The sequence below is a fragment of the Pseudomonas sp. FP1762 genome (genome assembly GCF_030687105.1).
Classification (GTDB): domain Bacteria; phylum Pseudomonadota; class Gammaproteobacteria; order Pseudomonadales; family Pseudomonadaceae; genus Aquipseudomonas; species Aquipseudomonas siliginis.
Map to the genome: position 1 here is coordinate 5,794,984 of NZ_CP117458.1, position 20,925 is coordinate 5,815,908.

18 protein-coding genes are annotated in these 20,925 nt (G+C 61.1%); 7 read left to right on the plus strand and 11 right to left on the minus strand.

All coding sequences use genetic code 11. The features are described from left to right. Nucleotides 1-11: 11 nt before the first annotated feature. On the minus strand, nucleotides 12-932 hold the full coding sequence (locus PSH90_RS26055; RefSeq protein WP_122698699.1) for a LysR substrate-binding domain-containing protein: 921 nt from the start codon (nucleotides 930-932) through the stop codon (nucleotides 12-14). 160 nt (nucleotides 933-1,092) lie between these two features. Here PSH90_RS26055 and PSH90_RS26060 point away from each other — a divergent pair, with 160 nt between their 5' ends. Beyond that, the gene (locus PSH90_RS26060; RefSeq protein WP_252877102.1) at nucleotides 1,093-2,487 is read left to right on the plus strand and encodes a NorM family multidrug efflux MATE transporter; all 1,395 of its coding nucleotides are present in this window, start codon (nucleotides 1,093-1,095) and stop codon (nucleotides 2,485-2,487) included. A 128-nt stretch (nucleotides 2,488-2,615) separates the two neighbouring features. Here PSH90_RS26060 and PSH90_RS26065 read toward each other — a convergent pair whose 3' ends face one another. Then, the gene (locus PSH90_RS26065) at nucleotides 2,616-4,289 is read right to left on the minus strand and encodes a bifunctional diguanylate cyclase/phosphodiesterase (protein WP_056791613.1); all 1,674 of its coding nucleotides are present in this window, start codon (nucleotides 4,287-4,289) and stop codon (nucleotides 2,616-2,618) included. Nucleotides 4,290-4,561: 272 nt separating this feature from the next. On the opposite strand from PSH90_RS26065, the gene rep reads away from it, so the two are divergent. Further along, nucleotides 4,562-6,571, plus strand: a complete 2,010-nt coding sequence (gene rep / locus PSH90_RS26070) for a DNA helicase Rep (RefSeq protein ID WP_016772574.1) — start codon at nucleotides 4,562-4,564, stop codon at nucleotides 6,569-6,571. 57 nt (nucleotides 6,572-6,628) lie between these two features. Continuing rightward, the gene (locus PSH90_RS26075; protein ID WP_016772573.1) at nucleotides 6,629-7,201 is read left to right on the plus strand and encodes a xanthine phosphoribosyltransferase; all 573 of its coding nucleotides are present in this window, start codon (nucleotides 6,629-6,631) and stop codon (nucleotides 7,199-7,201) included. Nucleotides 7,202-7,332: 131 nt separating this feature from the next. On the opposite strand, the gene PSH90_RS26080 is transcribed toward PSH90_RS26075, so the two are convergent. The 6 genes from PSH90_RS26080 to dadA all read right to left on the minus strand — a co-directional run bounded on the left by PSH90_RS26080 (nucleotide 7,333) and on the right by dadA (nucleotide 13,454). Beyond that, the gene (locus PSH90_RS26080; RefSeq protein ID WP_305381774.1) at nucleotides 7,333-9,255 is read right to left on the minus strand and encodes an acetyl-CoA hydrolase/transferase C-terminal domain-containing protein; all 1,923 of its coding nucleotides are present in this window, start codon (nucleotides 9,253-9,255) and stop codon (nucleotides 7,333-7,335) included. Nucleotides 9,256-9,425: 170 nt separating this feature from the next. Next, complete coding sequence (locus PSH90_RS26085; RefSeq protein WP_039757383.1) at nucleotides 9,426-9,839, minus strand: cytochrome c5 family protein; 414 nt, start codon at nucleotides 9,837-9,839, stop codon at nucleotides 9,426-9,428. Between the two features lie 181 nt (nucleotides 9,840-10,020). Beyond that, nucleotides 10,021-10,569 (minus strand): cupin domain-containing protein, encoded by a 549-nt coding sequence (locus PSH90_RS26090; protein ID WP_016772566.1) that lies wholly within the window; start codon nucleotides 10,567-10,569, stop codon nucleotides 10,021-10,023. Nucleotides 10,570-10,657: 88 nt separating this feature from the next. Beyond that, complete coding sequence (alr, locus tag PSH90_RS26095; RefSeq protein ID WP_252877104.1) at nucleotides 10,658-11,731, minus strand: alanine racemase; 1,074 nt, start codon at nucleotides 11,729-11,731, stop codon at nucleotides 10,658-10,660. Nucleotides 11,732-11,824: 93 nt separating this feature from the next. Then, nucleotides 11,825-12,178 carry a RidA family protein gene (locus tag PSH90_RS26100; RefSeq protein WP_041476645.1) on the minus strand — a complete coding sequence of 118 codons (354 nt, stop codon included), beginning with the start codon at nucleotides 12,176-12,178 and terminating at the stop codon, nucleotides 11,825-11,827. Further along, nucleotides 12,150-13,454, minus strand: a complete 1,305-nt coding sequence (gene dadA / locus PSH90_RS26105) for a D-amino acid dehydrogenase (protein ID WP_122506211.1) — start codon at nucleotides 13,452-13,454, stop codon at nucleotides 12,150-12,152. Before dadA ends, PSH90_RS26100 begins: the two co-directional genes overlap by 29 nt. A 153-nt stretch (nucleotides 13,455-13,607) precedes the next feature. On the opposite strand from dadA, the gene PSH90_RS26110 reads away from it, so the two are divergent. Further along, on the plus strand, nucleotides 13,608-14,096 hold the full coding sequence (locus PSH90_RS26110) for an Lrp/AsnC ligand binding domain-containing protein (protein WP_010465173.1): 489 nt from the start codon (nucleotides 13,608-13,610) through the stop codon (nucleotides 14,094-14,096). 120 nt (nucleotides 14,097-14,216) lie between these two features. Here the strand turns inward: PSH90_RS26110 and PSH90_RS26115 are convergent, their stop codons facing one another. Further along, a complete protein-coding gene (locus PSH90_RS26115) occupies nucleotides 14,217-14,570 on the minus strand; it encodes a YkgJ family cysteine cluster protein (protein ID WP_041476668.1) in 354 nt (117 codons plus the stop codon). 146 nt (nucleotides 14,571-14,716) lie between these two features. Here PSH90_RS26115 and PSH90_RS26120 point away from each other — a divergent pair, with 146 nt between their 5' ends. Next, nucleotides 14,717-16,027 carry an FAD-binding oxidoreductase gene (locus PSH90_RS26120; RefSeq protein ID WP_236167768.1) on the plus strand — a complete coding sequence of 437 codons (1,311 nt, stop codon included), beginning with the start codon at nucleotides 14,717-14,719 and terminating at the stop codon, nucleotides 16,025-16,027. A gap of 47 nt (nucleotides 16,028-16,074) precedes the next feature. Here the strand turns inward: PSH90_RS26120 and PSH90_RS26125 are convergent, their stop codons facing one another. After that, entirely contained in the window at nucleotides 16,075-16,317 is a 243-nt protein-coding gene (locus tag PSH90_RS26125) for a DUF1127 domain-containing protein (RefSeq protein ID WP_041476642.1), read from the minus strand. A gap of 175 nt (nucleotides 16,318-16,492) precedes the next feature. Between PSH90_RS26125 and PSH90_RS26130 the strand changes: the two genes are divergently transcribed. Both PSH90_RS26130 and PSH90_RS26135 read left to right on the plus strand, forming a co-directional pair. Beyond that, nucleotides 16,493-17,914, plus strand: coding sequence for a PLP-dependent aminotransferase family protein (locus PSH90_RS26130; RefSeq protein WP_041476641.1), 1,422 nt, complete (start codon nucleotides 16,493-16,495; stop codon nucleotides 17,912-17,914). Between the two features lie 61 nt (nucleotides 17,915-17,975). Beyond that, the gene (locus PSH90_RS26135; RefSeq protein ID WP_252879093.1) at nucleotides 17,976-19,544 is read left to right on the plus strand and encodes a phospholipase D family protein; all 1,569 of its coding nucleotides are present in this window, start codon (nucleotides 17,976-17,978) and stop codon (nucleotides 19,542-19,544) included. A gap of 87 nt (nucleotides 19,545-19,631) precedes the next feature. Here the strand turns inward: PSH90_RS26135 and PSH90_RS26140 are convergent, their stop codons facing one another. Then, nucleotides 19,632-20,774: an MFS transporter gene (locus tag PSH90_RS26140; protein ID WP_041476639.1), complete on the minus strand. Its 1,143-nt coding sequence runs from the start codon at nucleotides 20,772-20,774 to the stop codon at nucleotides 19,632-19,634. Nucleotides 20,775-20,925 lie beyond the last annotated feature (151 nt).

Consider the following 20,925-nt stretch of genomic DNA (forward strand, 5'->3'; position numbering starts at 1 on the left):
GCTCGAACGTTTCAGCTCAAGCGCTCTACCGCCGGCAATTGCATGGCGCGGACTTCGCCTTGGAGAAAATCGCTGAGGCGGCGCAAACGTTCACCTCCCGGGCGCGGCTTTGGCCAGACCAGGTAATAATTCAGGCCACTGGCGACGGCCGTAGGCCACGGCAGGCTCAAGCGCCCTTGCGCAACATCTTCGGCAACCATCAACAGATCCCCCATCGAAACGCCGTAGCCGCGCGCCGCCGCGATCATGCCCAGCTCCAGCGTATCGAACACTTGCCCGCCCTTAAGCGAAACTTGCTCGGACAGACCCATGCGCTCCAGCCAACTGCGCCAGTCACGGCGATCCGGGGTCGGGTGCAGCAGTTCGGCGGTCGCCAGACGCGCTACATCCCAAGGTTGATCATTGAGCAGGTTCGGCGCGCCGACCGGAATCAATTCCTCGGGAAACAGCAGGCTCGCTTCCCAGTCCGGCGGGAAATGCCCGTCACTGAGCAACACCGCGCAATCGAACGGTTCGTTGTTGAAGTCCACCGAATCAATGTCCATCCACGCGCTGGTCAGTTGCACCTCATTGCCCGGCTGCAAATGGCGGAAGCGACTCAACCGCGCCAGCAGCCAACGCATGGTCAGGGTCGATGGCGCTTTCATGCGCAGGATGTCGTCCTCGGCGCGCAAGGTATTGCAGGCGCGCTCGAGGGCAGCGAAGCCTTCGCGGATACCGGGTAGCAGCAGCCGTGCCGATTCGGTCAGTTGCAGGTTGCGCCCGCTGCGATGAAACAGCCGGCAGGCGAAGTGTTCTTCAAGGGTGCGCATGTGCCGACTGACCGCGCTCTGGGTGATCGACAATTCTTCCGCCGCGCGGGTGAACGAGCTGTGTCGCGCTGCCGCTTCGAATGCGCGCAGGGCATACAACGGCGGAAGGCGTCGGGACATACAAAAAGCTCCAGTAGCGGGGATATAGCCAATTCGGCGGGTACGTTTCAGGATGAGTATTAATCATGCCACCCATCCTTTTTATCCCTTTGTGCAAAGCCTGCCAAGCGCCGAGAATCGACGCTCTTCTGCTTCCTCTGATATTTGGGTGGTGATGACCATGCAGCATCCTGTGCGTACCGAACTCTGGGCCATTCTGCGGCTGGCGGGGCCGCTGATTGCTTCGCAGTTGGCGCACATGCTGATGGTGCTGACCGATACCCTGATGATGGCGCGCCTCAGTCCCGAAGCGCTGGCCGGTGGCGGCCTCGGTGCGGCGAGCTACTCGTTCGTGTCGATTTTCTGCATCGGCGTGATTGCAGCGGTCGGCACACTGGTGGCGATCCGTCAGGGTGCCGGCGACATCATCGGCGCGGCGCGGCTGACGCAGGCCGGGTTGTGGCTGGCGTGGCTGATGGCCCTAGGCGCCGGGCTGCTGATGTGGAACCTCAAACCTGTGTTGCTGCTGTTCGGCCAGACCGAAACCAACGTCAACGCCGCCGGGCAATTCCTCATCGCCCTGCCTTTCGCCCTGCCCGGTTATCTGAGCTTCATGGCTCTGCGCGGCTTTACCAGTGCAATCGGCCGGGCGACGCCAGTGATGGTCATCAGCCTCGCCGGCACGGTGGCCAACTTCCTGCTCAACTACGCGCTGATTACCGGCATGTTCGGCCTGCCGCAACTGGGTCTGACCGGCATCGGTCTGGTCACGGCGATTGTCGCCAACTGCATGGCACTGGCGCTGGCCTGGCATATCCGTCGGCATCCGGCTTATGACGCTTATCCGTTGCGCGCCGGTCTGTCGCGGCCGAACCGGAAATACCTGAAAGAACTCTGGCGCCTGGGCCTGCCGATTGGCGGCACCTATGCGGTGGAAGTCGGGCTGTTTGCCTTTGCCGCGTTGTGCATGGGCACCATGGGCAGTACGCAAATGGGTGCGCATCAGATCGCCCTGCAGATCGTGTCGGTGGCCTTCATGGTCCCGGCCGGGATGTCCTATGCCATCACCATGCGCGTCGGCCAACACTACGGCGCCGGGCAACTGGTCGATGCACGGATGTCCGGGCGTGTCGGTATCGCTTTCGGCGCCGTGGTGATGCTCGGCTTCGCCCTGGTGTTCTGGCTGTGGCCGAACCAGTTGGTCGGCCTGTTCCTGGACCATAATGACCCGGCGTTTGCCGAGGTGATCCGTCTGGCGGTGAGCCTGCTGGCCGTAGCGGCGTGGTTCGAGCTGTTCGACGGCACGCAGACGATTGCCATGGGCTGTATTCGTGGGCTCAAGGATGCCAAAACCACATTTCTGGTCGGACTGGCTTGCTATTGGCTGATTGGCGCACCGGCGGCGTGGTGGATGGCGTTCCACCTCAACTGGGGGCCGACGGGTGTCTGGTGGGGTCTGGCGTTGGGCCTGGCGTGCGCGGCGGTGAGCCTGACGCTGGCGTTCGAATGGAAGATGCAGCGGATGATTCGGCGCGAGCCGCAAGCTCAAGGTTTCAACATCCCCCAGGCCGAATGAGGTTTTCCTTTGTGGGAGCGAGCCTGCTCGCGAAGACCGAGTGTCAGGCCCAGATCATCCAGCTGACATAACGCCTTCGCGAGCAGGCTCGCTCCCACGGGGATTTGCGCCGGCCGCAACAATTGTGATCAACCGACGATTTCCAGGGCCGGCTGCTGGTTCGATCCAGACGTCAGATATTCCACCAGCTCATCCAGCGGCAACGGCCGGCTGATCAGATAACCCTGCACCTGATCGCAGCCGAACCCGCGCAACAACTCCAGTTGCTCCGGCGTCTCGACGCCCTCGGCGACCACTTCCAGATGCAGGTTGTGCGCGAGGTTGATCATCGCGTGCACCAGTTTGCGGTTCTCTTCGCGCTGTTCCATGCCGCCGACAAAACTCTTGTCGATCTTCAGCAATGTGATGGGCAGGCTGTTGAGGTGCACGAACGACGAAAACCCGGTGCCGAAATCGTCCAGGGAGAAGCGCACACCGAGGCGGCCGAGCGCATCCATGGTCTGTTTGACCAGATCGCTGCGCCGCATTACCGCGGTTTCGGTCAGTTCGAATTCCAGCCACTGCGCCTCGACGCCGCGCTCGGCAATCAGACGGCTGAGTGTCGGCAGCAACTGGCTGTCCTGAAACTGGCGGAACGACAGGTTGATCGCCATGTGCAGCGCCGGCAGCCCCTGCTCGCGCAAGGCCTGCATATCGCGCAAGGCGCGGGAAATCACCCAGTAACCCAATGGCACGATCAGACCGCTCTGCTCGGCCAGCGGGACGAACTCGCTCGGTGGCAACAGACCGCGCTCGCCATGACGCCAGCGCACCAGCGCTTCGAGGCCGACAATCTGGCCGTCCTCAAGATTCAGGCGTGGCTGGTAATGCAGTTCCAGCTCATCGCGGCGCAAGGCCCGGCGCAGCTCGCTTTCGAGGTCGGCCATGCTCCGCGCGTTGCGGTTGATGCGTTCGTTGAAGATATGAAAAGTGCAGCCCTGTGTGCTCTTGGCCTGCTGCATGGCGATATGGGCGTGCCACATCAGTGGATCGGCGCCGCCATTGGCGCGGGCATGGGCGATGCCAAGGCTGGAGCCGATCAGCAGGCTCTCGCCGTCGACCCAATAAGGTTCGGCCAACGCCTCAGTGATACGTTCGGCCATCCACTCGGCGCGTTGCGGCGCGCGGCGGGTATCGATCAGCAGAGCGAATTCATCGCTGCCCAGCCGTGCCAGTTGATCGCCGGCCTCCAGCTGACTTTTCAGCCGCGCGACCACTTGCAGGATCAAGCGATCGCCGGCCTGATGACCAAGGGCATCGTTGGCATGGCGGAAGTTGTCGAGATCGAGATGGCCGAGGGCGAGGCCGCGACCGTCGCCTTCGGCAAGACGCGCAGTAAGCAGGGTCTGAAAGCCCTGGCGATTGGCGATGCCAGTCAGCGGGTCCTGTTCGGCAAGGCGCTGGAGAGTGTTTTCCAGCACGCCGCGCTCGCGCACATGGCGCAGGCAACGCTGGAGCATGCCGGCATCGAGGGCGTCGAATACCAGCCAGTCGCTGACACCGACCGGCGCAGTGGCCGGTTCGTGCTCCAGCAGCAGAACGGTCGGCAGGCTGCAGCGACCGGGCGGCGGTTGCAACGCTGGCAGGGTCAGCAGTACCGCGTGGCGGTTGTCCTCGAACAGGCGGCTGACCGAATCCCAGTTCGGCGCACTGATCAGCACCGCCGCGCTCCCCATCGGAGCCAGACACTCACGCAACAACGCTGTCCACGCTGGCTCTTCGGCCAGTAGCAGCAAACGCAAGGGTTCGACAGGCGTAGACAAGCTGACTCCCTAGACTCTGCAATGATGTAGGCGGGGCATTATGCCGGTGTGCTGAACAATGACCAATGCGTTGTCTGATGACAACGGCCTCGAAACGTTATTTTGTGTCACGAATGAGAACATTAGCCGCAAAATCCCCGCGCATCCTGCGTGAAAGTAACAAAACCGGCAAATTTGAATCGCGTGTTGCGTCACAAGTCGGACAGAGCAGCACAAATCGCTGAGCCTGTTAAAATGCCGGCCCATTTCGTCAACGACTCCCGAATTTTCGTATGTCCCGACTCAATCCCCGGCAGCAAGAAGCCGTGAACTACGTCGGCGGCCCTCTATTGGTGCTCGCCGGTGCTGGCTCCGGCAAGACCAGCGTGATCACGCGCAAGATCGCGCACCTGATTCAGAACTGCGGCATCCGCGCCCAGTACATCGTCGCCATGACCTTTACCAACAAGGCCGCGCGCGAAATGAAAGAGCGGGTCGGCACCCTGTTGCGTGCCGGCGAAGGACGCGGCCTGACCGTCTGCACCTTCCACAACCTGGGCTTGAACATTATCCGCAAGGAGCATGCGCGGCTGGGCTACAAACCCGGTTTCTCGATCTTCGACGAGACCGACGTCAAAGCCCTGATGACCGACATCATGCAGAAGGAATACGCGGGCGACGACGGCGTCGACGAGATCAAGAACATGATCGGCGCCTGGAAAAACGACCTGATCCTGCCCGCCCAGGCCCTGGAAAACGCGCGCAACCCCAAGGAACAGACCGCCGCGATCGTCTACACCCACTACCAGCGCACGCTCAAGGCGTTCAACGCGGTGGACTTCGATGACCTGATCCTGCTGCCGGTAAAGCTCTTCGAAGAACACGCCGACATTCTCGAAAAGTGGCAGAACAAGGTGCGGTACCTGCTCGTCGACGAATACCAGGACACCAACGCCAGCCAGTATCTGTTGGTGAAGATGCTCATCGGCAAGCGCAACCAGTTCACCGTGGTCGGCGACGACGACCAGTCGATCTATGCCTGGCGTGGCGCGCGCCCGGAAAACCTGATGCTGCTCAAGGACGACTATCCGTCCTTGAAAGTGGTGATGCTGGAGCAGAACTACCGCTCCACCAGCCGCATCCTGCGCTGCGCCAACGTGCTGATCTCGAACAACCCGCACGAATTCGAAAAACAGCTGTGGAGCGAGATGGGCCACGGCGACGAGATCCGCGTGATCCGCTGCCGCAACGAGGACGCCGAAGCCGAGCGCGTGGCGATGGAAATCCTCAGCCTGCATTTGCGCACCGACCGCCCGTACAGCGATTTTGCGATTCTCTATCGCGGTAACTACCAGGCCAAGCTGATCGAATTGAAGCTGCAACACCACCAGGTGCCGTATCGCCTGAGCGGCGGCAACAGCTTCTTCGGTCGTCAGGAAGTGAAGGACCTGATGGCCTACTTCCGCCTGATCGTCAATCCGGATGACGACAACGCCTTCCTGCGCGTGATCAACGTGCCACGCCGCGAGATCGGCTCGACCACCCTGGAAAAGCTCGGTAACTACGCTACCGAACGCAAGATCTCGATGTACGCCGCCACCGACGAAATTGGCCTGGGCGAACATCTCGACAGCCGCTTCACCGATCGCCTGGCGCGCTTCAAGCGCTTCATGGACAAGGTCCGCGAGCAGTGCGCCGGCGAAGATCCGATCTCTGCGCTGCGCAGCATGGTCATGGACATCGATTACGAGAACTGGCTGCGCACCAACAGCTCCAGCGACAAGGCGGCGGACTACCGCATGGGCAACGTCTGGTTCCTGATCGAGGCGTTGAAAAACACCCTCGAGAAAGACGAAGACGGCGAAATGACCGTCGAGGACGCCATCGGCAAACTGGTGCTGCGTGACATGCTTGAGCGCCAGCAGGAAGAAGAGGACGGTGCCGAAGGTGTGCAGATGATGACGCTGCATGCGTCCAAAGGGCTGGAATTTCCTTACGTGTTCATCATGGGCATGGAAGAGGAAATCCTCCCGCACCGTTCCAGCATCGAAGCCGACACCATCGAAGAAGAGCGTCGCCTGGCCTACGTGGGCATCACCCGCGCCCGCCAGACCCTGGCCTTCACCTTCGCAGCCAAGCGCAAGCAGTACGGCGAAATCATCGACTGCGCGCCGAGCCGCTTCCTCGATGAACTGCCGCCGGACGATCTGGCCTGGGAAGGCAACGACGACACCCCGACTGAAGTCAAAGCCGTGCGTGGCAATAGCGCATTGGCCGATATACGCGCGATGTTAAAGCGCTAGAATCGACTACTTTTTAATCTACCTTCGGCGCCCATCGCGCCAACAGAGGAAGCTGTTGTGGAAGCACTGCACAAAAAAATCCGCGAAGAAGGCATCGTGCTTTCCGATCAGGTCCTGAAAGTCGACGCTTTTCTGAACCACCAGATCGACCCGGCCCTGATGAAGCTGATCGGTGACGAATTCGCCGCGCTGTTCAAGGACTCCGGGATCACCAAGATCGTCACCATCGAGGCCTCAGGCATCGCCCCGGCGATCATGACCGGTCTGAACCTCGGCGTGCCGGTGATCTTCGCCCGCAAGCAACAGTCGCTGACCCTGACTGAAAACCTGCTCTCGGCGACCGTCTACTCGTTCACCAAGAAGACCGAAAGCACCGTGGCCATTTCCCCGCGCCACCTGACCAGCAGCGACCGCGTGCTGATCATCGACGATTTCCTGGCCAACGGTAAGGCCTCGCAAGCGCTGATCTCGATCATCAAACAGGCCGGCGCCACCGTCGCCGGTCTGGGCATCGTCATCGAAAAGTCGTTCCAGGGCGGCCGCGCCGAACTGGACTCGCAGGGCTACCGCGTTGAGTCGCTGGCCCGGGTGCAATCGCTGAAGGATGGCGTCGTTACCTTCATCGAGTAACCAGCGGCACCGAGTTTCCCCTGTGGGAGCGAGCCTGCTCGCGAATGCATTGTGTCAGTCACCCTGTTGAGTGAATGACACACCGCTTTCGCGAGCAGGCTCGCTCCCACAGTGGGTTCTGGTGTGGGCAGTTATTGCGCGGTAGCTTTGAGGCCTGTGAGCAGCAGGCGTTGGAAAAGGTCCTCCTTCAGGCCCTCCGGATTGGTCAGCTGCATCCGCTCAAGGTGTTCCGGGAACGTTGAGGCCTCCGGCGCATCCAGCGCTGCCTTGCCCAATTCCAGAATCTCCGTCAGCTTGAACTTGCTCTTCAGCCAGTTCAGCGCCCGCAGCAGATCCCGTTCGATCACAGTGAAATCACAGCCCAGCGGATACTCCGGAAACAGGTTCGGATGTCGCGCGGCAATCGCCTGCAAGCGTTGCGGTGTGTTATCGGCAAACCGTGGATCGATACGGAAATCCTTTGGCAGCTTGCCGACTTTCTGCGCCTGTTCGATCAGCCCCGGCTGGAAGCGCGAATCGCTGATATTGAGCAGCGCTTCAATCACCGCCGCGTCGGACTTACCGCGCAGGTCGGCGATGCCGTACTCGGTGACGACGATGTCGCGCAGGTGCCGCGGGATCGTGCAGTGGCCGTAGTCCCAGACGATATTGGAATTGACCTCGCCGCCGGACTCGCGCCAGCTGCGCAGGATCAACATCGATCTCGCGCCTTCCAGTGCGTGGCCCTGAGCAACAAAGTTGTACTGCCCACCGACACCGCTGAGCACGCGTCCGTCTGCCAATTGATCAGCCACGCCGGCGCCGAGCAGAGTCATGGTGAACACGGTGTTGATGAAGCGCGCATCGATGCGCTGCAAGCGCTTGAGCTCTTCCTGGCCGTACAGCTCGTTGATGTAGCTGATACGGGTCATGTTGAATTCCAGCAGCTTGCTTTGCGGCAACTCGCGCAGCCGCTCATAGAAACTGCGCGGGCCAAGGAAGAAGCCGCCGTGCACCGAGATACCGTCAGGCTGTGCCGCTTCATCTAGGCTGCCGGCGTTGGCCTGCTCTTGGGTCGGCACATCCGGATAGACCTTGCGCCGGATGATCCCGGCATCCGCCAAAACCAGCAGCCCGTTGACGAACATCTCGCTGCAACCGTAGAGGCCTTTGGCAAATGGCGCGGTGCCGCCCTCGCGCTGAATCAATTGCGCCCATTGGCTGAGGTTGATGTCATCGAGCACCGCCTGATAGCCGGCGTTATCGGCCTGCCGCGCGAGTAGCGCAGCAGTCAACGCATCCCCCATCGAGCCGATACCAATTTGCAATGTACCGCCATCGCGCACCAGCGCACTGGCGTGCAAACCAATGAAATGATCCTGAAAGCCCACCGGCATGTTCGGCGTGGAAAACAGCGTGCTGCTGTCCTTCTCGTCGATCAGCAGGTCAAAGGTATCGATGTCGACTTCCGCATCGCCGGGCATGTACGGCAGATCCGTATGGACCTGGCCGACCAGCACAATGGTCTCCCCTGCCTCGCGGCGCTTGGCGATCATCGGCAGCAGATCGAGGGTAATGTCCGGGTTGCAACTCAGGCTCAGACGATCGGGATGCTCACTGTTGCTGGCCAGCAGTTGCGCCACAAGGTTCAGGCCCGCCGCATTGATGTCGCGGGCGGCATGGCTGTAATTACTGCTGACGTAATCCTGCTGCGCCGGCGCGCTGTTGAGCAGACTGCCGGGCTGCATGAAAAACTGCTGGATACGGATGTTGGCGGGCAGGCTGTCATGCTGGAGATCGGCGAGAAAATCAAACTCCGGATAATCACCAAACACGCGCTCGACGAAAGGCTCGATAAAGCGCTTCTGCAAGCCATCGCCCAGATTCGGCCGACCGAGGCACAGCGCGGTATAGATCGTCAGCTGCCGCTCGGGCAGGTCCTTGATGCGCCGGTATAGCGCGTTAACGAAGTGATTCGGCTTGCCCAACCCCAGCGGCAGGCCCATGTGGATGTGCGCAGGCAAACGCGCCAGCACGTCGTCCACCGCCTGTTCGATCGAACACAACTGCACCATCTGAAGCCTCCCGCCCGTTCTATTGATAGGGGTAGACCGAGATTGCCTTGAGTTTGCTGCAAAGGACAGTGTTTGGTTTGGAGGGATCAGGGCCTGAATGAATCGGAAACCAGAAACCACAGACACAAAAAAACCGTCCGAAGACGGTTTTTTTTCAAAGCCGGCGCTGATTACAGACCGGACATCTCTTTGATCGCGCCCTTGAGCTCTTCATCGGAGCAATCGGCGCAGGTGCCTTTTGGCGGCATGGCGTTGATGCCGGTGATGGCCTTGGCGAGGATGCCGTCCAGACCACCCTGATGATCGGCCCGCTCCTTCCAGGCTGCCTTGTCGCCGATCTTCGGCGCGCCGAGCAGGCCCGTGCCGTGACAAGCGTTGCAGTGCTTGGCGATCACGTCTTTAGGGGCCTTTGCTCCGCCGCCACCGCCAGCGGTAGCAGCCACTTCCATACCCTTGCATTCCTGCCCTTGAACACACACCTGGCCGACGGGCTCGAGGCGTTTGGCGATGTCGTCATTTGTCGCAGCTTGAGCGCTGACAGCCCAGAGGGCCAGTACGGTTGCTGGTGCAGCCAGCATTTTCATAATTAGGTTCACGCGTTCACCCTCAATGGTGGCTATTCACGCCTGCGGCCACGGTTCGCAGGCGGGCGCAAGTATAGCGGGTAGGCCGCTGTACTGAAACAACCCCATGGTTAGAGGGGTCTTGTTGCCCATCGGTAAAACGGTTCTGGGGCCTTTGCCGTATTGGCTTGGCGCCTTCTGCTTAGAAATTCGCCGGCGTGGCTGCGCTGATTAGTCGCGCCGGCACGTCGAACGGGTTACGGAAACGATGCGGCTTGGTACTTTCAAAATAGTAGCTGTCGCCGGCTTCGAGGATAAAAGTTTCCAGACCCACCACCAGTTCGAGGCGGCCTTCGACCAGAATTCCGGTTTCCTCGCCCTCGTGGGTGAGCATTTCTTCGCCAGTGTCGGCGCCCGGCGGATAGATTTCGTTGAGGAAGGCGATGGCGCGGCTCGGGTGGGCGCGGCCGACCAGTTTCATGGTCACGGCGCCGTCGGAGATGTCGATCAGCTCATTGGCCTTGTAGACGATCTGGGTCGGCTGGTCCTGCAGGATCTCTTCGGAAAAGAACTCGACCATCGACATGGGAATGCCGCCGAGCACCTTTCTCAGCGAACTGATCGATGGGCTGACGCTGTTCTTTTCGATCATCGAAATGGTGCTGTTGGTGACGCCCGCGCGTTTGGCGAGTTCACGCTGGGAAAGCCCTTTGAGCTTGCGGATCGATTGCAGTCGTTCACCGACGTCCAAGGCGGGAGCCTCCTGATGTTGTAAGAATATTGAGCGTTATCATGGCGACAGCGTTCAGTATTTACAACACTTGGCCCCCGCAGCGGCGTCAACCCTCGGAATAGAGCCTTGGCACACGTTTCAGGTTGCAGAAGATCTGATACGGGATGGTATCGGCCCACTTCGCCACATCGCTGGCGAGGATGTTTTTGCCCCACAGTTCGACGTTGGAACCGAGGCCCGCTTCCGGTATGTCGGTCAGGTCGATGCAGAGCATGTCCATCGACACACGCCCCAGCAGGCGGCTGAGTTTGCCGGCCACCAGCACCGGCGTGCCGGTCGGCGCCTGACGCGGGTAACCGTCGGCGTAACCCATGGCGACCACGCCGATGCGCATCGGCTTGTCGGTGATGAATCTGGCGCCATAACCGATCGGTTCGCCGGCCGGCAATTCACGCACGCTGATGACTTTCGATTCGAGGGTCATCACCGGTTGCAGGCGTTCGGCCACGGCGTTGACTTCTTCGAAGGGGGTCGCGCCGTAGAGCATGATGCCCGGGCGTACCCAGTCGCTTTGGATTTCTGGCCAACCGAGCACGGCTGGCGAGTTGCGCAGGCTGACTTCCGCCGCCAGACCCTGACGCGCCGCTTCGAACACCGCGACCTGCTCGGCGCTGCTTTGCGCATGCAGTTCATCGGCGCGGGCGAAGTGGCTCATAAGCACGATTTTCGCCACCTTGCCGCTGGCCAGCAGACGCTGATAGGCCGCTGGATAATCTTTCGGATGCAGGCCGACGCGATGCATGCCGGAATCGAGCTTGAGCCACACCGTGATCGGTTTGCTCAGGACTGCCTGTTCGATCGCTTCGAGCTGCCACAGCGAATGCACCACGCACCAGAAATCATGCTCGACGATCAACGCCAGCTCATCGGCTTCGAAGAAGCCTTCCAGCAGCAGTACCGGCGCGCGAATTCCGGCAGCACGCAGCTCCAATGCTTCTTCGATGCAGGCCACGGCAAAACCATCCGCTTCGGCTTCCAGCGCTTGGGCGCAACGTACCGCGCCATGGCCGTAGGCGTCCGCCTTGATCACGGCGAGCGCCTTGGCGCCGGTGACTTCGCGGGCAATTCGGTAGTTGTGGCGCAGGGCTTGGAGGTCGATCAGGGCACGGGCAGGACGCATGGCGGCAGACTTCTGGGCGGTCATGGGAAGAAAAACCGGCGCTGACTGACGACGTGAACCGCCAACAGCACCGGGAGAGGGATCTGTAAAACGTTATGGCAGCGCGGCGACGATGGATATCTCCACCAGAATGCTTGGCTTGGCCATCTTCGCTTCGACGGTGGCACGGGCCGGTGCGGCGCCTTTTGGCAGCCACTGGTCCCACACCGCGTTCATCCCGGCGAAGTGCGCTTCAATGTCGTTCAGGTAGATCGTCGCCGACAACAGATGCTGCTTGTCCGTCCCGGCCAGATCGAGCAGGCGCTCGATATTGGCGAGCACCTCGCGGGTCTGCTGTTCAATTCCGGCGTCAAAGTCGTCGCCGACCTGCCCGGCCAGATACACGGTGCCATTGTGGCTGACGATCTGACTCATGCGCTCATTGGTGAGCTGGCGCTGGATTGACATGTTTTGCGGACTCCTGGGTCTGGTTGCCGTAACGGGAAATATCGAGGCCTTCGGCGCTGATCTGCGGCTTTTTCTTCGCCATCAGGTCGGCGAGCAAACGGCCGGAACCGCAGGCCATGGTCCAGCCGAGCGTGCCGTGACCGGTGTTGAGGAACAGATTCTTGAACGGCGTGGCGCCAACGATCGGCGTACCGTCCGGCGTGGTCGGGCGCAGGCCGGTCCAGAAACTCGCCTCGGCCAGATTGCCGCCCTGAGGATAAAGGTCGTTGACGATCATCTCCAGGGTTTCGCGCCGACGCGGGTTCAGCGACAGGTCAAAACCGGCGATCTCGGCCATGCCGCCGACGCGGATGCGGTTGTCGAAACGGGTGATCGCGACCTTGTAGGTCTCGTCGAGAATGGTCGACGTTGGCGCCATGTCCGGGTTGGTGATCGGCACGGTCAGCGAGTAGCCCTTGAGCGGATACACCGGGGCCTTGATGCCCAACGGCTTGAGCAGTTGCGGCGAGTAGCTGCCGAGCGCCAGCACGTAGCGGTCAGCGGTTTCCAGCTTGCCGTCAATCCACACGCCGTTGATTCGATCACCGGCGTAGTCGAGTTTCTGGATGTCCTGGCCAAAACGGAATTCCACGCCGAGCTTGCGCGCCATTTCGGCGAGGCGCGTGGTGAACATCTGGCAGTCGCCGGTCTGGTCATTGGGCAGACGCAGCGCGCCAGCGAGAATGTCAGTCACGCCTGCCAGAGCCGGTTCGACGCGGGCGATGCCGGCGCGGTCGAGGACTTCAAAGGGCACGCCGGATTCTTTCAGCACGGCGATGTCTTTGGCGGCGTTATCCAGTTGCGCCTGAGTACGGAACAACTGCGTGGTGCCGAGGCTGCGGCCTTCGTAGGCGATACCGGTTTCGGCGCGCAATTCATCGAGGCAGTCGCGGCTGTACTCGGACAGACGCACCATGCGCTCCTTGTTCACCGCGTAACGGCTGGCGGTGCAGTTGCGCAGCATTTGCGCCATCCACAGGTATTGGTCGATGTCGGCAGTGGCTTTGATCGCCAGCGGCGCGTGGCGTTGCAGCAGCCACTTGATCGCTTTGAGCGGTACGCCCGGCGCAGCCCACGGCGAGGCGTAACCCGGCGAGACCTGGCCGGCGTTGGCGAAACTGGTCTCCATGGCCGCAGCAGGCTGCCGGTCGACCACCACCACTTCAAACCCGGCACGGGCCAGATAGTAAGCACTGGCGGTACCGATGACGCCGCTACCCAAGACCATGACGCGCATTTTCAATCCCTCATCGCGGCTTTTCGCCGAACTGTTTGTTAGAGCAATGATGGGCGCAGTGTAAAAAAGAAATGCCAGTGCTTTTCACTATATAAGCGCCTATATTTGGCGACAATTCTCGACAAAAACCCTTTTCACGGAGGCGCATCCCCTATGCGTACCAACACTCAGACCAAACGTGAGCTGGACAAGATCGACCGCAACATCCTGCGCATCCTCCAGGCGGACGGGCGGATTTCCTTTACCGAACTCGGGGAAAAGGTCGGTCTCTCGACCACGCCCTGCACCGAGCGCGTGCGGCGCCTGGAGCGCGAGGGGATCATCATGGGCTACAACGCCCGGCTCAATCCGCAGCACTTGAAGGGTAGCTTGCTGGTGTTTGTCGAGATCAGCCTCGACTACAAATCCGGCGACACATTCGAAGAATTCAGACGCGCGGTGCTGAAGCTGCCGCATGTGCTGGAGTGCCATTTGGTGTCAGGGGATTTCGACTATCTGGTGAAAGCGCGGATTTCCGAGATGGCCTCGTACCGCAAACTGCTCGGCGACATTCTGTTGAAGCTGCCGCATGTGCGTGAATCGAAGAGCTATATCGTCATGGAAGAGGTGAAAGAGAGCCTTTGCCTGCCGATTCCGGACTGATCACCGCAATGATCGTTCCCACGCTCTGCGTGGGAATGCAGCCCGGGACGCTCTGCGTCCCAAAGGCCGAACGCGGAGCGTCCGAAGAGGCGTTCCCACGCAGAGCGTGGGAACGATCACTTAAACCAACACCTGCCGATTCGCCGCCATGTACTCGAAAATCTGCTTCTCGACCCGTGGATGTATCAACTCCACCGGCCGCCGCTCGTTCGGGCACGGCAGGGTCTTGGTCGTACCAAACAATCGACAGATCAGCGGCCGCTCTTCATACACCGTGCAGCCATTCGGCCCCAGGTGCACACAGTTGAGTTCTTCCAGCGCGGCATCCTGCTCGGCCCGGGATTTGCGCGGCAGCCGGGCCATTTCCTCGGGCGACGTGGTCACCGGGCCGCAGCAGTCGTGGCAGCCCGGCACGCAGTCGAACGTGGGGATCTGCTGACGCAGGGTGCGGATTTTCTGACTGTTGCAGCTCATCGAAACGGTGACCAAAGTGGCGGGCTGATGATTGTGCCGCAAAAGTCCGGATCCAGACACCGCAGGCCGACCGATGTTGCCCACGTTCGGGCGCGCGGCTTATGCTCCGTCAAATTTTCTCGACACTCAGCCGTTGGATGATGCCCATGACCGCCCGCGCCCCGACCACCGCGAGCCAACCCCACGTTGCCTCTTATTACGCCGCCAGCAGCCTGCCGCAGCCTGACCATCCCGTGCTGCAAGGCGAGGTGGTGGCGGATGTCTGCGTGGTCGGCGGTGGCTTTTCCGGGTTGAACACGGCGCTGGAACTGGCCGAACGCGGTTTCAGCGTAGTGTTGCTGGAAGCGCACCGGATCGGCTGGGGCGCCAGCGGTCGCAACGGCGGGCAGTTGATTCGCGGTGTCGGTCACGGCCTTGACCAGTTCGCCAATGTCATCGGTGCCGAGGGCGTGCGCGAGATGAAACTCATGGGCCTGGAAGCGGTGGAGATTGTCCGTCGGCGCGTTGAGCGTTTCGGCATTGCCTGCGACCTGACCTGGGGCTACTGCGACCTCGCCAACAAGCCTTCCGATCTCGACGGTTTTGCCGAAGATGCCGAAGAACTCCGCAGCCTGGGTTATCGCTACGAAACCCGTCTGTTGCAGGCCAGTGAAATGCACACCGTGGTCGGTTCCAAGCGCTATGTCGGCGGTTTGATCGACATGGGTTCCGGGCATCTGCACCCGCTGAATCTGGCGCTGGGCGAAGCGGCAGCGGCGCAGCAACTGGGCGTGCAATTGTTCGAGCAATCGGCAGTGACGCGCATCGATTACGGCCCCGAAGTGAAGGTGCACACCGCGCTAGGCTCGGTGCGGGCGAAGACTCTGGTGCTGGGCTGCAATGCCTATCTCCATGACCTCAACCCGCAACTGAGCGGCAAGGTCCTGCCCGCCGGCAGCTACATCATCGCCACCGAACCGTTGAGCGCAGAGCAGGCGCACAACCTGCTGCCGCAGAACATGGCGGTCTGCGATCAGCGGGTGGCGCTGGATTACTACCGGCTCTCGGCGGATCGACGCTTGTTGTTTGGCGGCGCATGTCATTACTCGGGACGCGATCCGAAAGACATCGGCGCCTATATGCAACCGAAGATGCTTGAAGTGTTCCCGCAACTGGCCGGGGTGAAAATCGATTATCAGTGGGGCGGGATGATCGGCATCGGTGCCAACCGCTTGCCGCAGATTGGCCGGCTCGCCGACCAGCCGAACGTGTATTACGCCCAGGCCTATTCAGGGCATGGGGTGAATGCCACACACCTGGCCGGCAAGCTGCTGGCCGAGGCGATCAGCGGGCAGCATGGCGGCGGCTTTGATCTGTTCGCCAAGGTGCCGCACATCACCTTCCCCGGCGGTAAGCACTTGCGCTCGCCGTTGTTGGCGTTGGGGATGTTGTGGCATCGGCTGAAAGAGTTGGTCTGACGAATCAGGATCGTTCCCACGCAGAGCATGGGAACGCTCTGCGGTATTCATATCCGCCAGAACGGCTTCAACCCCTCCTCCCTTGCCTGCTCCCGCGTCAACCCGACATCCTTGAGCTGCTCCGGTGTCAGGCCGAGCAATGCCTTGCGCGTGTGCAGACGATGCCAGAACAGATCCCAGCGACTGAGGCCGGACGGCGCGTTACGCAGCAGATTGCGCGCGTTGTCCTTTTGCCCTGCCGCCAGTTCCTGACTGTGTAACGTCAGCCGCACATCGCTCAAGCCGTTCATTTTCGTTGCTCCTGTTTACTTGGGTAGCCAGAGATTCCATGATGCGCGGGCGAGCAAAACCATTACAGACTCAAAGAACCAGTATTAAATCCATACAGATTTGCCGATTCGCAGACTGAATGATTGATTTTTGCCGCATCTGTACTGGTTTTCACCAAGACGCACCAAGGCCACCATGACTCTGTATGTAAACCTCGCCGAATTGCTCGGCACCCGCATCGAACAAGGCTTCTATCGTCCCGGCGACCGCTTGCCGTCGGTGCGTGCCTTGAGCGTCGAACACGGAGTCAGTCTGAGCACGGTGCAGCAGGCGTATCGCGTGCTAGAAGACAGCGGTCTGGCCACGCCAAAACCCAAGTCCGGCTATTTTGTCCCCGTCGGACGCGAGTTGCCGGAGCTGCCCGCAGTAGGCCGCCCCGCGCAACGGCCGGTAGAGATTTCGCAATGGGATCAGGTGCTGGAATTGATCCGCGCCGTACCGCGCAAGGACGTCGTGCAATTGGGACGTGGCATGCCCGATGTTGGCTCACCTACCATGAAGCCGCTGCTGCGCGGGCTGGCGCGAATCAGCCGCCGGCAGGACATGCCTGGTCTGTATTACGACAACATCCACGGCAACCTCGAACTGCGCGAACAGATCGCACGGCTGATGCTCGATTCCGGCTGTCAGTTGAGCGCCAGCGATCTGGTGATCACCACTGGCTGCCACGAAGCGCTCTCCACCAGCATCCATGCGATCTGCGAGCCGGGCGACATCGTCGCGGTGGACTCGCCGAGTTTTCACGGCGCCATGCAGACCCTCAAAGGCCTGGGCATGAAAGCCCTGGAAATCCCCACCGACCCGCTCACCGGGATCAGCCTCGACGCCCTGGAACTGGCGCTGGAACAGTGGCCGATCAAGGCCATTCAGCTCACCCCAAACTGCAACAACCCGCTCGGCTACGTCATGCCCGAGTCGCGCAAACGCGCGTTGTTGACGCTCGCCCAGCGTTTCGACGTGGCGATCATCGAAGATGATGTGTATGGCGAGCTGGCCTATACCTACCCGCGCCCGCGTACGATCAAATCCTTCGACGAAGACGGCCGCGTGTTGCTCTGCAGCTCGTTCTCCAAGACCCTGGCGCCGGGGCTGCGCATCGGCTGGGTGGCGCCGGGCCGATATCTGGAGCGAGTGCTGCACATGAAATACATCAGCACCGGCTCCACCGCACCACAACCGCAGATCGCTATCGCCGAATTCATCAAGGCCGGCCATTTCGAGCCGCACTTGCGGCGTATGCGCATGCAGTACCAACGCAATCGTGACGCGATGATCGACTGGGTGACGCGCTATTTCCCGGCCGGCACCCGCGCCAGCCGCCCGCAAGGCAGCTTCATGCTCTGGGTGGAACTGCCGGAAGGTTTCGACACGCTGAAACTGAATCGCGCGCTGCACGATCAGGGCGTACAGATTGCCGTTGGCAGCATCTTTTCCGCCTCGGGCAAGTACCGCAATTGTTTGCGGATGAACTACGCTGCCAAACCAACAGCGCAAATCGAAGAAGCGGTGCGCAAGGTCGGTGCTGCGGCAATCAAATTACTCGCTGAGACCGACTGACCTTTTTTGCGCGCCCGGCGTCCAAATTGCCGACCTCAGCCGCCAACCGGAACGACCCTACGTGAGCTTCAGACAGCCCCTACTCGCTTTACTGATACTCGCCTCGTTCCTCAGCGGCTGCGCCAGCCTTGATGTGCCGCGCGAACCAAGCCAGGCCCTGCCGGCGTCGGACTCCAGCTTCGGCCGTTCGATTCAGGCTCAGGCCGCACCCTACAAAGGGCAATCGGGGTTTCGCCTGCTCTCGGACAGTGGCGAGGCCTTTACCGCACGCGCCGAGCTGATTCGCCATGCCCAGGTCAGCCTCGATTTGCAGTACTACATCGTCCACGACGGCATCAGCACGCGGATGCTGGTGGAGGAAGTGTTGAAGGCGGCCGACCGTGGCGTGCGCGTGCGCATCCTGCTCGACGACACCACCAGCGACGGCCTCGACCAGATCATCGCCACCCTTGCGGCACATCCGCAGATCCAGATTCGTTTGTTCAATCCGTTGCATCTCGGGCGCAGTACCGGCGTAACACGCGCGGCCGGGCGACTGTTCAATCTGTCCGTGCAGCACCGGCGCATGCACAACAAGTTGTGGCTGGCGGACAACAGCGCGGCCATCGTCGGCGGGCGCAATCTGGGCGATGAATATTTCGATGCCGAAGCCAACCTGAATTTCACCGACATCGACATGCTCAGCATCGGCCCGGTGGCCGAGCAGCTCGGACACAGTTTCGACCAGTACTGGAACAGTGCGCTGAGCAAGCCGATCGACGAATTTCTCTCCAGCCAACCGACCGCCGTCGACCTGCAAAACACGCGCACGCGCCTGGAAGAGTCGCTGGAAGAAACCCGCAAGCAGAACCACGCGCTGTATCAGCAGTTGATGAAGTTCACCACCGACCCGCGCATGGACATCTGGCGCAGAGAGCTGATCTGGGCCTGGAACCAGGCCTTGTGGGATGCGCCGAGCAAGGTCCTGTCCAAGGGCGAACCGGATCCGCATCTGCTGCTGACCACACAACTGGCGCCGGAACTGACCGGCGTCAGCAAAGAGCTGATCATGATTTCCGCCTACTTTGTGCCCGGCCAGCCGGGGCTGGTCTACCTGACAGGGCGCGCCGATGCCGGGGTCTCCGTAAGTCTGCTGACCAATTCGCTGGAGGCTACCGACGTACCGGCGGTGCATGGCGGTTACGCGCCCTATCGCAAGGCGTTGCTTGAACACGGAGTGAAACTCTATGAGTTGCGCCGCCAGCCTGGGGATAACTACGGCAGCGGGCCACGCGTGTTCTACAGCAAGTCGTTTCGCGGCTCGGATTCCAGCCTGCACAGCAAGGCGATGATCTTTGATCGACGCAAATCGTTTATCGGCTCGTTCAATTTCGACCCGCGCTCGGTGCTGTGGAACACCGAGGTCGGCGTCCTGGTGGACAGCCCGGAACTGGCCGAGCATGTGCGCGCACTGGCACTGCAAGGCATGGCGCCAACCTTGAGTTATCAGGCGAAACTCGAGGACGGCAAGGTCGTCTGGGTCACCGAGGACAACGGCCAGATGCATACCCTGACCAAGGAACCGGGGAGCTGGTGGCGGCGCTTCAACTCATGGTTCAGCACCAGCGTCGGCCTGGAGCGGATGCTGTAAAAAGCAAAGATCGCAGCCTTCGGCAGCTCCTACAGTTGGAAATGCGTTTGCCCTGTAGGAGCTGCCGAAGGCTGCGATCTTTTTATCTCAAGCAGTCTGGATTTTGCCGAAGGCGCCCTGGCGCAACAACAGGATAACCAACCCGAAAGCCCCAGCCGCCATCAACAGTGGCAACGCATGCCCGTTGATCCACTGACTCCCCGCCCCCGCCGCCAACGGCCCGACCAGACAACCGACACCCCACAACTGGGCAATATGCGCATTGGCGCGCACCAGCGCATCGTCACGATAACGCTCGCCAATCAGAATCAGCGACAGGGTAAACAAGCCGCCAGCACTGGCGCCGAACAGCACCCAAAGCGGCCAGATCAGCAGCGTGTCGAGCAGCATTGGAATGGCCAGACTCGACAGCATTAACACTACCGCGCACCCGGCAAACAGCGTGCGCCGCGACAGGTAATCGGCCAGGGCGCCAATCGGCAATTGCAGCAGCGCATCGCCGACCACCACGGTGCTGACCATGGCCAGCGCGATTTCGGCGGTGAACCCCTGTTGCAGGCAGTACACCGGCAGCAACGTCAGGATCATCGCTTCGAACGCGGCGAACAATGACACCGCCCAGGCAATCGCCGGCAGCTCACGGGCAAAGCCCCACAGATCGCCAAACGTGACGCTGTTGGCCTCGCTGCTCGGCGCGCCGCTGCGCCCCAGCAGCAGGAAAGGCGAGAGCGTCAGCAGACCGGCCCCGACCCAGAAACCGTAATCATGCTCGGTACCCAGCGCACCCAGCAGCAACGGACCGGACAGCTGGCTCAGCGCATAGCTGCTGCCATACAGCGCCACCAGACGCCCGCGCCACTGCTCGACCACCAGTTGATTGATCCAGCTCTCGCCAAGAATGAACACGATGGTCAGGATCACACCGATCAGCAACCGCAGCAGCAACCAGATCGGATAACTCGGCAGCAGCGCCAGCAGGCCGATCGACAATGCCCCGGCCCACAGGCACAGGCGCATCAGGTTCGCCGTGCCGAAATACGCAGCGAGATGGCTGGAAACCTTCGCCCCCAGCAATACGCCGATCGCCGGCATGGCTGCCATCACACCGATGGCGAACGAGCCGTAGCCCCAGCCCTCCAGACGCAACGACACCAGCGGCATGCTGACCCCCAGGGCCAGACCGACACTCAAGACAGACGCCAACACGGCGAAATACGTCGCCCACCGCATGTTCCACGCTCCTGTGGATATTTTTATATGCACCACAAAATCACTGTGGGAGCGAGCCCCTGTGGCGAGGGGATTTATCCCCGTTGGGTCGCGCAGCGGCCCCAAAACCTGCAACCACGATGTACCAGGTACACCGCGTGCAATGGTTTAG

Bases quoted from the DNA above. Each gene is read 5' to 3' on its own strand.
- PSH90_RS26055 (WP_122698699.1), bottom strand. From the start codon at position 932: ATGTCCCGACGCCTTCCGCCGTTGTATGCCCTGCGCGCATTCGAAGCG.
- PSH90_RS26060 (WP_252877102.1), top strand. From the start codon at position 1,093: ATGCAGCATCCTGTGCGTACCGAACTCTGGGCCATTCTGCGGCTGGCG.
- rep (WP_016772574.1), top strand. From the start codon at position 4,562: ATGTCCCGACTCAATCCCCGGCAGCAAGAAGCCGTGAACTACGTCGGC.
- PSH90_RS26080 (WP_305381774.1), bottom strand. From the start codon at position 9,255: ATGGTGCAGTTGTGTTCGATCGAACAGGCGGTGGACGACGTGCTGGCG.
- PSH90_RS26085 (WP_039757383.1), bottom strand. From the start codon at position 9,839: ATGAAAATGCTGGCTGCACCAGCAACCGTACTGGCCCTCTGGGCTGTC.
- alr (WP_252877104.1), bottom strand. From the start codon at position 11,731: ATGCGTCCTGCCCGTGCCCTGATCGACCTCCAAGCCCTGCGCCACAAC.
- PSH90_RS26100 (WP_041476645.1), bottom strand. From the start codon at position 12,178: ATGTCAATCCAGCGCCAGCTCACCAATGAGCGCATGAGTCAGATCGTC.
- dadA (WP_122506211.1), bottom strand. From the start codon at position 13,454: ATGCGCGTCATGGTCTTGGGTAGCGGCGTCATCGGTACCGCCAGTGCT.
- PSH90_RS26110 (WP_010465173.1), top strand. From the start codon at position 13,608: ATGCGTACCAACACTCAGACCAAACGTGAGCTGGACAAGATCGACCGC.
- PSH90_RS26115 (WP_041476668.1), bottom strand. From the start codon at position 14,570: ATGAGCTGCAACAGTCAGAAAATCCGCACCCTGCGTCAGCAGATCCCC.
- PSH90_RS26120 (WP_236167768.1), top strand. From the start codon at position 14,717: ATGACCGCCCGCGCCCCGACCACCGCGAGCCAACCCCACGTTGCCTCT.
- PSH90_RS26125 (WP_041476642.1), bottom strand. From the start codon at position 16,317: ATGAACGGCTTGAGCGATGTGCGGCTGACGTTACACAGTCAGGAACTG.
- PSH90_RS26130 (WP_041476641.1), top strand. From the start codon at position 16,493: ATGACTCTGTATGTAAACCTCGCCGAATTGCTCGGCACCCGCATCGAA.
- PSH90_RS26140 (WP_041476639.1), bottom strand. From the start codon at position 20,774: ATGCGGTGGGCGACGTATTTCGCCGTGTTGGCGTCTGTCTTGAGTGTC.